The 12,847-nt window shown below is 59.1% G+C and carries 12 protein-coding genes and 1 pseudogene; 5 read left to right on the top strand and 8 right to left on the bottom strand.

Features of this window, described 5'->3' with window-relative positions; translation table 11 throughout:
- From BLR85_RS25810 to BLR85_RS25795, 4 genes are all read left to right on the top strand, one after another.
- Window positions 1-1,021: citryl-CoA lyase (locus tag BLR85_RS25810; protein ID WP_212635169.1), on the top strand; the 1,021-nt coding region annotated here is incomplete at its 5' end.
- The gene (locus tag BLR85_RS25805) at window positions 1,018-2,331 is read left to right on the top strand and encodes a phenylacetate--CoA ligase family protein (RefSeq protein ID WP_093164242.1); all 1,314 of its coding nucleotides are present in this window, start codon (window positions 1,018-1,020) and stop codon (window positions 2,329-2,331) included. The genes BLR85_RS25810 and BLR85_RS25805, both read left to right, overlap by 4 nt.
- Window positions 2,332-2,373: 42 nt before the next feature.
- A complete protein-coding gene (locus tag BLR85_RS25800; protein ID WP_093164246.1) occupies window positions 2,374-2,958 on the top strand; it encodes a VOC family protein in 585 nt (194 codons plus the stop codon).
- 38 nt (window positions 2,959-2,996) lie between these two features.
- The gene (locus tag BLR85_RS25795; protein ID WP_093164240.1) at window positions 2,997-3,575 is read left to right on the top strand and encodes a hemerythrin domain-containing protein; all 579 of its coding nucleotides are present in this window, start codon (window positions 2,997-2,999) and stop codon (window positions 3,573-3,575) included.
- Window positions 3,576-3,592: 17 nt separating this feature from the next.
- Here the strand turns inward: BLR85_RS25795 and BLR85_RS25790 are convergent.
- Window positions 3,593-3,736: pseudogene (locus tag BLR85_RS25790) on the bottom strand (transposase); the annotation flags it as partial.
- A gap of 99 nt (window positions 3,737-3,835) precedes the next feature.
- Complete coding sequence (locus BLR85_RS30310) at window positions 3,836-6,412, bottom strand: helix-turn-helix transcriptional regulator (protein WP_093164238.1); 2,577 nt, start codon at window positions 6,410-6,412, stop codon at window positions 3,836-3,838.
- A 158-nt stretch (window positions 6,413-6,570) separates the two neighbouring features.
- Between BLR85_RS30310 and BLR85_RS29385 the strand changes: the two genes are divergently transcribed.
- Window positions 6,571-6,717: a hypothetical protein gene (locus BLR85_RS29385; RefSeq protein WP_170844773.1), complete on the top strand. Its 147-nt coding sequence runs from the start codon at window positions 6,571-6,573 to the stop codon at window positions 6,715-6,717.
- 472 nt (window positions 6,718-7,189) lie between these two features.
- On the opposite strand, the gene BLR85_RS25780 is transcribed toward BLR85_RS29385, so the two are convergent.
- The 6 genes from BLR85_RS25780 to BLR85_RS25755 all read right to left on the bottom strand — a co-directional run.
- Entirely contained in the window at window positions 7,190-7,396 is a 207-nt protein-coding gene (locus BLR85_RS25780) for a hypothetical protein (RefSeq protein WP_093164236.1), read from the bottom strand.
- Between the two features lie 518 nt (window positions 7,397-7,914).
- On the bottom strand, window positions 7,915-8,151 hold the full coding sequence (locus BLR85_RS25775; protein ID WP_093164234.1) for a TFIIB-type zinc ribbon-containing protein: 237 nt from the start codon (window positions 8,149-8,151) through the stop codon (window positions 7,915-7,917).
- A 179-nt stretch (window positions 8,152-8,330) separates the two neighbouring features.
- The gene (locus tag BLR85_RS25770) at window positions 8,331-9,641 is read right to left on the bottom strand and encodes an ABC transporter permease family protein (RefSeq protein WP_093164232.1); all 1,311 of its coding nucleotides are present in this window, start codon (window positions 9,639-9,641) and stop codon (window positions 8,331-8,333) included.
- Window positions 9,638-10,324: an ABC transporter ATP-binding protein gene (locus BLR85_RS25765; RefSeq protein ID WP_093164230.1), complete on the bottom strand. Its 687-nt coding sequence runs from the start codon at window positions 10,322-10,324 to the stop codon at window positions 9,638-9,640. The genes BLR85_RS25770 and BLR85_RS25765 overlap by 4 nt, the downstream gene beginning before the upstream one ends.
- Before the next feature lie 12 nt (window positions 10,325-10,336).
- Window positions 10,337-10,756, bottom strand: a complete 420-nt coding sequence (locus BLR85_RS25760; RefSeq protein WP_093164228.1) for a hypothetical protein — start codon at window positions 10,754-10,756, stop codon at window positions 10,337-10,339.
- 155 nt (window positions 10,757-10,911) lie between these two features.
- Window positions 10,912-12,847 (bottom strand): alkaline phosphatase (locus BLR85_RS25755; protein WP_093164226.1); only part of this gene is annotated, 1,936 nt, incomplete at its 5' end.

Below are 12,847 nucleotides of genomic sequence, written 5' to 3'. Positions count from 1 at the left end.
CGGTCCCATCATCGCCGAAACCTCCTCTCAATTGAGACGATTGAATCAGCGATCACGGCCCAAAACAACGGGAGTTTTTAAACGAAATAAGCCCACTGCCATCATTCGTGCCAGCCGCGGCGAGCGGCATCGAATAGCCAAAAAGCGGGCATTCCAGAATAGTGGTCCCACAAAGGTTGGCAGCATTCGTTTGTCCTCGCGCGATTTGAGTTATGTTGCGTTGAAAGGGAGGTTTCTTATGCAAATTGGGAGAGCCGGGAAGGCAACGACATCCATTTCGACCGCGACGCATGATTCCATAACCGTGCGAGGTCATGATCTCGTGAACGAACTTATGGGCGGACTGACGTTCACCGAGTACTTCTATCTGCTGACAACTGGGCGAAAAGCGACATCCGACCAGGCGTTTTTCTTGGACGTCTTGCTGGTTTCAATCGCGGAGCACGGACTGGTACCGACCAACCAGGCCGCGCGGATGACTTACGCTGCCGACCCGGATTTTCTGCAAGGAGCCGTGGCCGCCGGACTGTTGGGTTGCGGCAAAGTCATTCTTGGAACAACCGAAATTGCTGGTCGCTTCCTTCAGGAGACCCAAACCCGGATCGCCAGTAATGGCGAGGCGCTGGACGATATCATCATCGAAATGCGCGATGCTGGGCGGCGCATTCCGGGCTTCGGACACCCTCTTCACAAACCAGTAGATCCCCGCGCTCAACGCATTCTCGACCTCGCCCAAGAACGGGGTGTCATGGGCACCTACTCAAAGCTCGCGCGTGAGGTGGAAGCTTCCGTGGAACGCCTTTGGTCGAAACCCTTACCGATGAACGTCTCGTTCGCAATTCCCGCCGTTCTTCTGGATCTGGATTTTCCGCCTTCTGTCCTGAAGGCAGTGCCCATTCTGGCGCGGACGGCAAGTCTCTTGGCTCACCTTGCCGAAGAGAGCGAATCGCCGATTGGATTCACGTTGGCGCATCACGCTGAAATGGGCATCAGCTTCGAGCCAACCGGGTCTTCGAAATGAGCCAGTTGAGCTTGCCCGACGTTCCTTGGAATGGCCTTCGCGCCGTGAATGACGCGGCCTACCGGATCCAACTCGCGTATCTTCTTGACCACTCGGAGTTCTACCGGAACAAGCTCGCGTCCGCCGGAATCGCTTCGGCCGAAGAAGCCGGGGGGCTTGATGATATTGCGAGGTTGCCCTTCACCGAAAAAGACGAATTGCGTGCCTCACGCGACGAAAACCACCCAATTGGGCGCCATCTTGCGGCCCCTATGACGGACGTTGTTCGTGTGTATTCAACGAGTGGAACAACAGGAACACCCAGCTACATCCCGCTGACCTCCAGCGATCTCGCCAACTGGGTTGAAATCTCAACTCGATCCTATGGTGCCAGTGGGTTGGCCAAGGGCGAACGCATGGTCACTACCTACAACGCCGGGCCTTTCGTGGCCGGCGTGACGTTGGACGCTTTTGCCAAGCTCGGTGTTTGTCACATACCAGTTGGCTCCGGAAACACCGAGCGTTTGATGACGGCCGTTCAACTCCTGAAGCCTACCGTGCTCGGCTGTACGCCATCCTATGCGATGCACCTTGCGGAATGGGCAGACGAGCGCGGAGTAGACATAGCTGCGTCCTCGGTGGACAAGATCCTCGTTGCCGGCGAGCCAGGCGGTGGTGAACCTGCGATGCGGCAACGTATCGAAGACGCTTGGGGCGCGCGAGTAACCGAAGCGATGGGCATCGGTGACATATCAGTGTCGCTTTGGGGAGAATGCACCCATCAGAATGGAATGCACTTCTCCGGCACCGGTTTCGTTCACTTCGAACTCATTGATCCTGAAACTGGCGCAAGCCTCCCTATAGAAGACGGTGCGGAGGGCGAGTTGGTCTACACGCATTTGAGACATGAGGCGGCGCCGCTTCTTCGGTTCCGCTCACGTGATCGGGTGCGCCTGAGCACCGGAGCTTGTCCATGTGGCCGCGACAGCCCGCGTGTTCGTTGCATTGGGCGGACCGACGATCTGTTGATTGTGAGGGGAGTCAACGTGTTTCCCTCTGCAGTGCGGGACGTCGTCGGAAAAATCGGGCATGGTGTCAGTGGCGTTATCTCGATCAGGCCCAAGACCAAATCCGTGAATCAAGCGCCGCCACTGCCGGTGGTTGTCGAGTTGGCTAAAGACGTGCAACCAGATGCTGCCCTTGCGGGTCTCTTGCGTAAGCGCCTTCGCGACGAACTGTTGGTTACTACAGACATAACACTGGTTCCTTTCGGCAGTTTACCGAGAACCGAATACAAGTCGAAGCTGGTCGACTGGTCTGAAGCGGAATGAAGTTAGAACAGGGGAGGTAAGGAAGTGAACAAGAATAGCGATATCAAGAAGATCCAGACCCAAGGTGTCCACCACATCACGATTATCGGTGCGGATCGGCAAACTTCCATCGACTTTTGGGAAGGCGTATTGGGGATGCCGTTCATCTTCGATCAGCCGAACCTCGACAACCCAAACGAAGGACACCTTTATTTCGATCCCGGTGATGGTCGTTTGATCACGATCTTCACGAATGAGGACCGCAAGCCAGACCCGACCGCGGTTCCCGAAGATACCGGCTCCTTGCACCATCTTGCGCTCAACGTAAGCCAGGCCACGTTCTGGCAGGTCCCCGCACGACTTGACGCACGCGGCGTCAAGCACTCAGGCCCAGTCGACCGCGGGTTCATGGATTCGATCTATTTCCGTGATCCGCTCGGGCTTCGGATCGAACTGGCCTCCTACCGTTTTGAACCGCCCGAAGGCTGCCGCCACGCCGACGTGATGATCGAAGCACATCGCATCCGGGTGGCCCGTGGTGATCACCACATCGAAAAGGAACATCTTGCTGACGCCATCGAGCTTCTGGTTCAAAGGGATCAGCAGACCCTGTCCTCGGATCGCTCCGCCCGAAACCCGTACGCTTGAGCGCTCCAAGACAGCCTAGACCTCCGCGAAGCTTCGAAATGGAAGATCAGATGGATATCGGTTCAACGGAACTCGGCGAAAGAGATGGCCTGCCGGACGCACTATCAGTGCTGCTAAAGGAATATCCCCGCGACATCTGGGAAACGAGCCCTGGATTTAACGGCCTTATCCGATTTTGGCTCGACCGCCACATGATGTTCCGCAGGCTTCTGGGGATGCTGACCACGGAAACCGAAAAGCGCCTGGACCAGAACACGGACCCAATGGTGTTCAAAGAACGTGTATCGAGGTTCGGCTCGTTGCTGGTGGGAGAACTTCATGGTCATCACAATATCGAAGACGCACACTACTTCCCCGTACTTGCCAAGAAAGACCCCCGGATCACACGCGGCTTCGACATTCTTGACCGCGATCACCACGCCCTTGACGGTATACTGAATCGATATGTTGAGACCGCGAACGCTGTGATCAATGCGAACGCGGAATCAACGCGAGAGATCGGCATGTTTCTCCAAGAGACGCGCGGGCTCGAACTGTTGTTGTCTCGGCACCTGATCGACGAGGAGGAGCTTGTTGTCCCAATCATCCTGAAGCATGGCGCCGGCGGCTTGAGTTGAAGTCCGCGCCGCTGTTGCAGCGCGTCATACTTCTTCTTCCAATTGAAATAGGTCGCCTGGCTGATCCCGGCCTTGCGACAAATCTCCGCTAACGGCGTCCCTTGTTCGCCCTGCTTAAGGATGAACGCCGTCTGCGCCTCCGTGAACTTCGATGCCTTCAAGTGATTCCGCTCCTCTCCCAGCCAAGAAAACTTAGCGGAAAAATCCAGCTTCAAACGGTCCAGTTTTCAGGGGGCAGAGCACAGTCCAAAGGTGCCCGACTAGATGAAGCCATCCGCTCTGGCTTTGGCTGCCGCTTCGCCCCTGGAGGAAACATCAAGCTTTGCCAGGATTGCCGAGACGTGGTGATCGACGGTCTTGGAGGAGATGAACAGCATCTCGGCGATCTCGGCATTGGACTTGCCTGCGTCGATACATTTCAGCACGTCCATCTGTCGGCGCGTCAGTCCCGCCGGGTTCTGCATCGTCGAGGCCCGAGGACCCGCACGGCGGGGCGTCATTCCGAGGTCGCGCATCTCGGCCCGGACCCGATCGGCAACAGGCTTAGCTCCCAGCCCTTCGAATATCGAGATGGCCTCGATGCGTGAAAGCCCGTCGCCCTGCGCCAATGCCATTGCCCGGTCATAGACCGCGCCGCGTTCGGCCCATGCCCCGGCGGCTCCGATCCAGTCTCCTGCAGCCTCCAGGTGATACGGTTCAGGAGCATTCCCGAGGTCGGGAACGGAAACGCCAGGATCGAGGCGTCGCAGCCAGAGATGGACATTCGCCACAGGTTCGACGATCGGGGAACGCGCCGCGGCCCGGAGGAGCAGGTCTACGGCCTCGTCGCGGCCCTCGGCGGTGATCCACGCCATTTCAGCGATCAGCAGCGCGTAGGGCGCAAGCCGTTGCGCCTCCGCTTCAGGGCTGTCAAAGCCGGAGAGGTAGTCAAGAGCGTCAACCTCAAGCTTGGCGCCGATGCGGATCTGAAGAGCCAACAATGCAAGGGCGGCGTTGAACGGGTGCAAGACAAAGCCGAAATCCTCGTGCCGCGACCATGCCTCTCGCGCGATTTCCCCTGCTTCCAACCATTCACCAGAATGCAGCTTCAGGCGGGCACGCAGACCCGAATTGTAGACGAAGAACCCGTCAAGCTCCTGCTCTCGCAGATAGGGGGCGGCCTTCGTCGCAATGTCCAGCGCTGCCGCATATTCGCACAAGTAATACTCCATATGTGCCCGGTTGCCATATGCTCGGGCGGCATGATCCGGATTCTCGATTTCCAGAGCGATCTCGAGGCTTCGGGACAGGTCGGCGCGTGCCAATGCAATATCGGAAAAGCTCCTCGACATCCCGAGATTGTTCAGCGCGTGGCACACAATGTCCGGACGCATGCATTGCTCTGCTAGCGTGATCGCGGCCTTGGCGGGCGGTTCGACCTTATCGTACTGCCAGGCAAGCATCTGGAGTTGCGACACAGTGGAAAGGGCCAGAGCGAGCTCTGGGCCAGGATGTTTTGTGAGCATCCGCACCGCTGCCGTGGCGGCTTCGAATGCGCCGGAAATATCATTGGCGCCCCAACGGAAACGGGCAAGCCGGCGCATCCCGTCGCCTTCGCGCACCAGATCCGCCCCGGCTTTGTGCAGCTTCTGGGCTTTGGTTTGGAGAGACACGGCCCGGCGGTTATCACCGACGAGGTAAGTCGCCCAGGCAGCCTCCTCAAGCAGGTCCGACCCAGTAGTGCCATCGGCGCTGTCGATGGCTAGGGTGTAATACTGAGCGGCCTCAAGACGGGCACCAAGCGCCGCAGCTTCGGCCGCAGCTTCCGGCGCCAGCCGGCGCACTGCCGCCACGTCTTCGGTCGCGCGCGCATGGTGCAGAAGGCGTGCCGGGCCGGCACCTGCACGTTGCTCAAGAAAGCCCAAAAGCCGACCGTTCAACACGCGCCGTATATCCGGTCGAAGTGCGGTCGCCACAGCCTGGCGAGCGACTTCGTGCCGGAACGAAAGATTCTCGCCGTCGAATTCCAGGATCCCTGCATCGAGACAGCTCTCGATTGCCGCACTGGTGTCATCGTCGACGAGTTCGAGAACCAGTGCTTTTTCTGCACGCCTCGGAAAGATCGAGACCACGTCCAGAAGACGCCGCTCGTCCGGAGCCAGCCGATCAGCGCGAGCGAGAACCGCATCCTGCACGCTCAGCGGCGGTTTTGTACCGGGATTGCGCAGCAGTTCGGTGACGTAAAACGCATTGCCTCCGGTGGCTTGGAACAGTCCCTCACCGTGCTGACCCGCGGCCCGCGCCAGGGCCGCGACAGCGGTCTTGGAAAGGGGCGAGAGCGGAAGGCGGATCACGATATCGCTCGGGGCGTCGGCAAGTAGCCGCCGCAGCTGCGACCGGCCACGTGTTTCATCGGTACGGGCGGTAACGATCAGCAGGATAGGTTGATCCACGATCCTGCGCGAAAGATAACGAAGGAAGTCCAGCGTCGCCTCGTCGGCCCACTGGATATCCTCGACCACCAGGACCGTTCCGTCTTTGACAGACGCAAATTCCGCGAGTGCATCTGAGAAGAGGGACAATCTTCCGGACGCCAGACGGGCCTCGGGCAACGTCCAGCCGGCCTCTCGCGCGAGATCGCGAAGCGCGCCGAGCGGTTCGGCAATCCCCAGATCCTCGCATCCCCCCCGCAATATCCGGGACCGGATTTCAGGCCCGGATAAAAAGGCTCGGACGAGCGTGGTCTTCCCGAGGCCAGCCTCTCCAGTGATGGCAACAACACGACCTTGCCGTGCCTGGGCGCTGGCGAGTGCGGCCCGAAGCCGGTCCAGTGGTTCGTCCCGTTCCAGTAGCTCCATAACGCCCTCCCAGAGAAAGGTTACCGCATCCGAACCCAATAGGGATCTGAAAATAGGGAACCGAAGTTATCAAAATGGGGAATGCTCCCGACGCGCGGTCAGAAGAAAAACGGCAATCTTGTGCCATGAACTCAATCTTCAGATCAGGAAAAAAACCGATGTTTTCGAAGCAGAATGACCGCCGCTACCGCCGTCGCCCGACTCTCATGGACCATATCGACGCGACCGACATTCGAAAGAGGAACGAGACCGCCTCGGCGGAGCTCGAGCGCTACAGATCCCTTCTTCCGCCTCTGGTCTTGTGAATTTTCTGGCGAGGGAGGTCTCGGAGCGGTGCCTTTGGGAGCCACCATGAAATGCAGGCCGCATGAAAGAGGCAGGGCTGTCTCGGAAATTGGCCCGACAGGACGACAATCGGGTTATCGTATGGCCACCTCTTCGACATCGCCGAGGAGGACCTGCCCATGTTCGCGAAGCTTGAGAGCGACCTGCTGTCGGCGTAACGGCTCCGGGGAGGCTCATTCTCGGAAATGCCGAATCCGGTAGGTCTTCCTTTCGCTCCAGCAGGTCAACTCCAAGCATTGGACATCCTCCTGACGCCGCGCGCCCGGATGGCCTCCATGAAGCTCCGCCCCCACCCAAGACTTCGCGATCTCGCGGGGGCGCAGCCTTTCCCGATTTCGATGTGATACTGGCGACATGCTCCATCCACCCCACGAGATATTGGAATATGACGAAGAGAAACTGCTTGTCAGCCCTTTGCCAATGGAGTCCGCCCTAGGGATCAGCCTGCCGAAGGATCCGAAGAACCGAGATGTCGCGATCGGTGAGCTTGGGATCGAACACCAGGTTCAACGTGCCCCAGATCTCGGGATCGTACTCGAGCACGGCGATACGGGCAAAGTCGATCGGGTCTGCATCGCAGGCTTCGGCGAGCGCGGGAATGCGTTCGATCGGCAGCTTGGTCTCCCCGGTCTTCATCATCGACAGCACGTTCGGCTTGGGAGATCCCGCGCTCTGCGCGATCTCGCGCTGCGTCCGGCCCGAGTTCTCGATGGCGGTGGTCAGGAAAGCGGCGGTGGGCTCTTGGTCATGGAGTGCTCAGCAGCGTTGTTTTATTCACTGCTGATATAGAAGGACAGGCATGATCCGGGCGGGGGCAAGGACGGAGGACTGAGCGAAGAAAAGGAAAGGCCAAGTCGTGATCGAGCATTGCCGAGCCCTGTAGTTGAAGTGGCTGTCAGTGTTGGCCTGACTGAGATCGGTCGCCGCGGGACGATAGGCGAGCGCGGCGAGAGTTCAACAGACGTAAACTGCCTTTATCGGCCGTTGCCCGCATCGGTCGGCGGCACAGTGCAGCTCTTGCATTGCCGCCGTTCCTGCGCTGCGCAGCATTTTTGTCAAGGCAATGGCTGGTTCGCGGACGGAACTGGCGTTCGTCGCGAATGCACGTTTTCTACGGCCAAACCCCTAAAAAAGGGGGAACTACCGTCCGACCCCACCTAAAAACCGAACAACTCAGTCAGAAAGCTCCTGCTCTTCTTGCTCGAGGTGGGATGATATCCATCTTCGTCGTACTCCCCTTCAGGCGACGCAGACGCAGGAGCGGCTGAGTTCTCAACGATCTTTTTCAGTTCGCCTCGGTCTAGCCACACTCCGCGGCACTGCGGGCAATAGTTGATCTCCACCCCAACGCGAGCGCTTGTCTCCAGCACAGTTCCATCAATCGGACATTTCATTCTTCGACCTCCTGTCGCAGGTTCACGATCCAGCATACATTAAGTTGAGTCGATGCAGTCTCCAAAAACAAGCAAAGTTCGCGGCTTCCGAACGGTGAACGCGCGTGATTGCGTTGGATTTCGGGAACATCATTGGGAATTAATCGAGACCTCTCGGGCCAATCGGAACCGTCGGCGGGTCAGCTGCGCAACCCCGCGACAATTGATTTTCGAAAGGCCGCCAGTGCGGGAAGCAATGAGAGCAGTGTCATCAGGCTGATGAACCCCGCGAGATAATGAATTTCGCTCCAGCCAATGGGCGCCGACACCAGGATGTCGGTTCGCGCACTGATCACTCGCGACAATACGGTGGCAGCTATCATACCTAACACGGTGCCGAAAGCAGCGCCGACAACCAGCAAAACCGCGCCGTAGGACCACAAAATCGCGAATACAAACCTCGCAGGAGCCCCAAGGGCGCGTAGCAGCGCCAACTGGCGTTGGAAAAGGTTCGACAGGATAAACAGCCCCAGCAGAACGCTTGCGGCCACCAGCGACTGGGTGACTAGCGTCATCAGGGATATGGCTTGACGTATGTCGCCCAGAACACGGTAGAGGTTACCGAGAACGGTGCCGGGAAAAAACGCCATGGTCCGGTCCGTGATGAATTCGGAGCGCAATGCATAATTGGCCCATAACTCATTAGCGCGGACGATGATGACCGGGGTGCCCGGGAAATAGGCCGGATCGAAAGGCGGACCGATCTGTTCGCCGTGTTCGGGCGCATGGCCGTTGGCAAGGCCGTGCACGTCCCACACCGTTTCGATGGGCAGCAGGATGGCACGGTCCCAGGGGGTACCTGTGGCGCCCATGCGGCCGACGACATGCAACTCCTCGCCGCCATGCGCGTCATGTTCCGCGCCATCGCCGACGCCGTGTGCAGGTATGAACCCGTCACCGATCTGAAGTGGAGTCAGCGCACCGACCACCGCCTCACCGTAGTCCTGCCACATCCGGCCTTCTATGCGGCCATCGCTGAGGTGGATTGCAAACTCGGCGGTGGTACCGACGATGGGTGAGGCGCCGAAGCTGTCGCCAAATCCGAGCGGCGCGGCGAGGGCGACGTTTTCGTGCCCGGCAATCGCGGCATAAGTTGCGCCGTCCAGCAGCGGTACATCCGAAGGTTGTAGAAAGACAGCGGCCAGCATCATGGTGATCTCGCTGCCCGGTGCAGTGACGACCAGATCGAACTTGTCCGCCGCCGCGGCAGTGCCCTGCCTCAGCCCGCGTTCTTGGGCCAGCAGGCCGATCCCCATGCCGACGGAGACGGCTATCAGGAGCACGAACAGCCCGTTCGCCCAGCGGAACCGCCACAGGAGCGCGCCGATCAGAGGCCAAGGGGCATAGCCGCGAAGCACAATCCTGCCGACGATCAGCGCGGGCAGAATCAGCAGCACTACCAAGGCGATGTCCTGGGTCTCCGCGGGCAGGCCATCCCAAAGCGCGATCATGCTGGACGCGCGCCGCTGGGCGTCTCGATCTGGCCGTCGGTCAGGCTGATGATTTGATCCATGCTGTCCAGCAAATGCGCGTCATGGCTGACCGCAATCAGGGTCTTGCCGTTGTTTCGAACCTTTGCCACCAGATCGGCGATCAGCGCATCGGCGGCGTCGCGGTTCAGGCTGGCAGTCGGTTCGTCGGCCAACAGAATGCCTGCGTCGTTTGAAAGAGCGCGGGCGACCGCGACACGTTGGCGTTCACCGCCAGAAAAACTGTCGACGGTTCTTTTGAGGGCGGTGATCCCCAGATGGGCCAGTTGTGCGCCGGCACGGGTCTTCAACGCGGAACGATCAGATCGGGGCGCGAACATTGCGGGCAGGCTGGCGTTGGCCAGAGCGCCAAGTTCGTCAAACAACAGGAAATCCTGAAAGATCATGCCGATCCACGCTGCACGGAACTGCGTGCGCCGCGCGGTGGACAGCGCCAGCAATTCGGTATCACCCCAGCGTATCGACCCTTCGGCCCGGTCTGAAAGGCCCGCCAGCGCATAGAGCAGCGTCGACTTTCCTGCGCCCGACGGGCCACGAATACCCAGCGAGACACCGGGGCCAAGCTCCAGCGAGGGCACAGACAGCAGCACCCGGCCCCGGTCGCTGCGCACCACGCAGTCTGTGACGCTCAACGGCATGGTCATGCTTACGTCCTGTCATTTGTATTTTGCATCGACGATCCGCACCCTGCTTACGAATCCGGTATCTGGGTCTGTCATGTCGCCCAATTCCAGAACGCCGTGCACAAGGATCTTCACGTTAAACGGTGTCACTTTGACGGTTCGCTTGGTGTAGATTGCAAGAATATCATCGGGCCAATCCGCCGAGCTTTCGCAGAACGGGCAAACGGCCATTGGCTTTTTCGTCAGGACGAAAAAATCCGATTCCGCTTTCAATGGCGGCGCCATGAACCCATCGACAAAAATTCGTTTGCCTTCCAGCGATATCGCCAACTCGGAAAAGCTGAGGTCCTTGTTGTACAAGTCTCGAAGCTTGATTGTCCCTTCCTGAGCGTACAGGCGTGCAGCAAGTGGAAAGGTCAGGGCTATAAGGGCGAAGGCGCGGCGCGTCAGCATCGGGTCCTCCTGGGGTTATCGTTGCTGGGTGGCGGCAGAATACTGGCCCCGGAGCGCCGCTGCCTTGACCCAAGTTCAATCTTACACCCGCGACGGAGTGGTCCAAAGGGAAAAGGCCCGCTGCGGCGGGCCTTTTCGGATCTGAAAGCGAGTGTCTAGTTCGCGCTGACGGCGTGGTGCATCACGTGGAAGATCACGTTCTGCTCGATGGTGCCGTCAAAGAGATGCGCCCAAGGACCCTTGGCATATATCGCGACATCGACGGGCGAATGGGTTTCGGACGACCGCGGGATTAAAGCCTGTTGCACATAGTCGATATCCATGGCCTCTTCCTGCGTCAGGTTGGGGCGCACGCCGGCCCAGTTCATGTCTTCGCGCAGAACCGAGCCCGCACCGTTGAGATACCCGGCAACGGTATAGGGCCGGCCATCACTTGCCAGCACAGGCTCGCCATTGTGGCCGATGCCTTCATTGTCGACTCCCATGCAAAGGCCGGTGATGGGTGTGCCGCGGCCGCAATAGCCGTTGAAGCTGATCGCGTGGTCATGGTCGGCCGTGACGATGATCAGGGTATCGGCGTCATCGGTCATCTCATCGGCCATCGCGACAGCTTCGGCAAAGGCGACGCCGTCGCGCACAGTGCGCGCTAGATTGCCATCGTGGTTGGCGTGGTCAACCCGGCCGGCCTCGATTTCCAGGAAATAGCCGCCCTCGTTTTTGGATAGATACTCGATCGCCATCTTTGTCATATCGACCAGCGAAGGTTCGTCCGCATCGTCACGGTCGGCCTCGTATTTCATGTGGCTGTCTTCCAGCAGCGCCAGCACTGGAGTGCTACCGTCAAGGTTCAGCGCCATCGCGGTCTCGGTGTTCCAAGCATATTGCGCGCCCGCCGCCTGCGCCTCGGCGATCAGGTCGCGGCCGTCCTTGCGGCGCCCCTTGCCGCCCTCGTCCAGCGCCGCACCATCGGGGGCAAAGTGGCGACGCCCGCCGCCCATGGCAAAGTCGATCACACCTGCCTGCATGGAATCAAACAGTTGCGTCGCGATGTCGCGGCTGGTGGTGCACTCCTCGGGCACAGCGTCTTCCCAGTTGCGATAAGCGGTCTTCGCATAAACGGCTGCCGGAGTTGCATGGGTCAGGCGGGCCGTCGACACGATTCCCACCGATTTTCCAGCCTCGGACACGATCTCGGCAAAGGTCGTCAATTCATTGCCAGCCTCGGTGCTGCAATCCTCGGTGATCGCGTTTTCGCCAAGGTTAAGCAGGTTGAAGCGTTGCTTGACACCAGTGTTCATTGAGGCTGCCGTTGGTGCGCTGTCTGGAGTAGAAGCGTTGATATTATAGGTCTTGACCAGCGCCAGATAAGGAAAAGCCTCATAGGAAAGAACATTCTCGTCGCCAAAACCGCCTTTCTGCTGGCCATCGAACATCCGGGTAGCATAGTTCGTGCCGACGCCATTACCGTCCGCGATCATCAGGATCACGTTCTTGGCCGTGTTTGTATTCGGTTGGCGCGCGAGCATTGCATCGACGGTCGCCTGACCGGCTATATACCAGTCGCTCTTGGCCTGCGGCAGCATATCCTGAGCGAGACTTCCGCTGGCAGTAAGAGCAAGGATGGATACGGCTAAAGCTTTCTTCATGGTTTTGTCCTCCCCAAAGTTGGCGTTCTTGTTCGCACATATGAGTTTATCACAAAGCTGTGACTGTAGGTCAGAAAATCGAATCCGATCCAAGCCGCGTTGGGACGCCTGTCTTGCCTTGGCTGAAATTGCAGGTGACTTTGGATCGATTGCGTTGAAGAGCCCGGAGAAGGTCCTCGCACCGATCCTGCGTAGATGCGCCTTCAGTTTGGAAAACGCCTGTTCGATGGGATTCAGGTCGGGGCTGTACGGCGGCAGGTAGAGAAACCAGCAACCGTGCGCCCTGAGCGCAGCTTCTGCATCTTTGTTGCGATGGGTGGCCAGGGTGTCGAGGACTACAACTGTGCCCGGGTCCAACTCCGGGGCGAGCACCTTTTCTACGTAGGCAGCGAGGGCTGGGCCGTCCATTGCCCCCTTAATCACCCATGGCGCGATCATGGCATCG

The organism is Aliiruegeria lutimaris, assembly GCF_900099935.1.
Taxonomy (GTDB): Bacteria; Pseudomonadota; Alphaproteobacteria; order Rhodobacterales; family Rhodobacteraceae; genus Tropicimonas; species Tropicimonas lutimaris.
Note: the sequence above shows the minus strand (reverse complement) of the source record. Positions and strands in the feature narration are given on the sequence as shown.

What these genes read in the sequence shown, in the direction of transcription:
- BLR85_RS25765 (WP_093164230.1), bottom strand. Translation starts at nt 10,324, where the DNA reads ATGACCATGCCGTTGAGCGTCACAGACTGCGTGGTGCGCAGCGACCGG.
- BLR85_RS25770 (WP_093164232.1), bottom strand. Translation starts at nt 9,641, where the DNA reads ATGATCGCGCTTTGGGATGGCCTGCCCGCGGAGACCCAGGACATCGCC.
- BLR85_RS25795 (WP_093164240.1), top strand. Translation starts at nt 2,997, where the DNA reads ATGGAAGATCAGATGGATATCGGTTCAACGGAACTCGGCGAAAGAGAT.
- BLR85_RS30310 (WP_093164238.1), bottom strand. Translation starts at nt 6,412, where the DNA reads ATGGAGCTACTGGAACGGGACGAACCACTGGACCGGCTTCGGGCCGCA.
- BLR85_RS25805 (WP_093164242.1), top strand. Translation starts at nt 1,018, where the DNA reads ATGAGCCAGTTGAGCTTGCCCGACGTTCCTTGGAATGGCCTTCGCGCC.
- BLR85_RS25760 (WP_093164228.1), bottom strand. Translation starts at nt 10,756, where the DNA reads ATGCTGACGCGCCGCGCCTTCGCCCTTATAGCCCTGACCTTTCCACTT.
- BLR85_RS25775 (WP_093164234.1), bottom strand. Translation starts at nt 8,151, where the DNA reads ATGAAATGTCCGATTGATGGAACTGTGCTGGAGACAAGCGCTCGCGTT.
- BLR85_RS29385 (WP_170844773.1), top strand. Translation starts at nt 6,571, where the DNA reads ATGTTTTCGAAGCAGAATGACCGCCGCTACCGCCGTCGCCCGACTCTC.
- BLR85_RS25780 (WP_093164236.1), bottom strand. Translation starts at nt 7,396, where the DNA reads ATGATGAAGACCGGGGAGACCAAGCTGCCGATCGAACGCATTCCCGCG.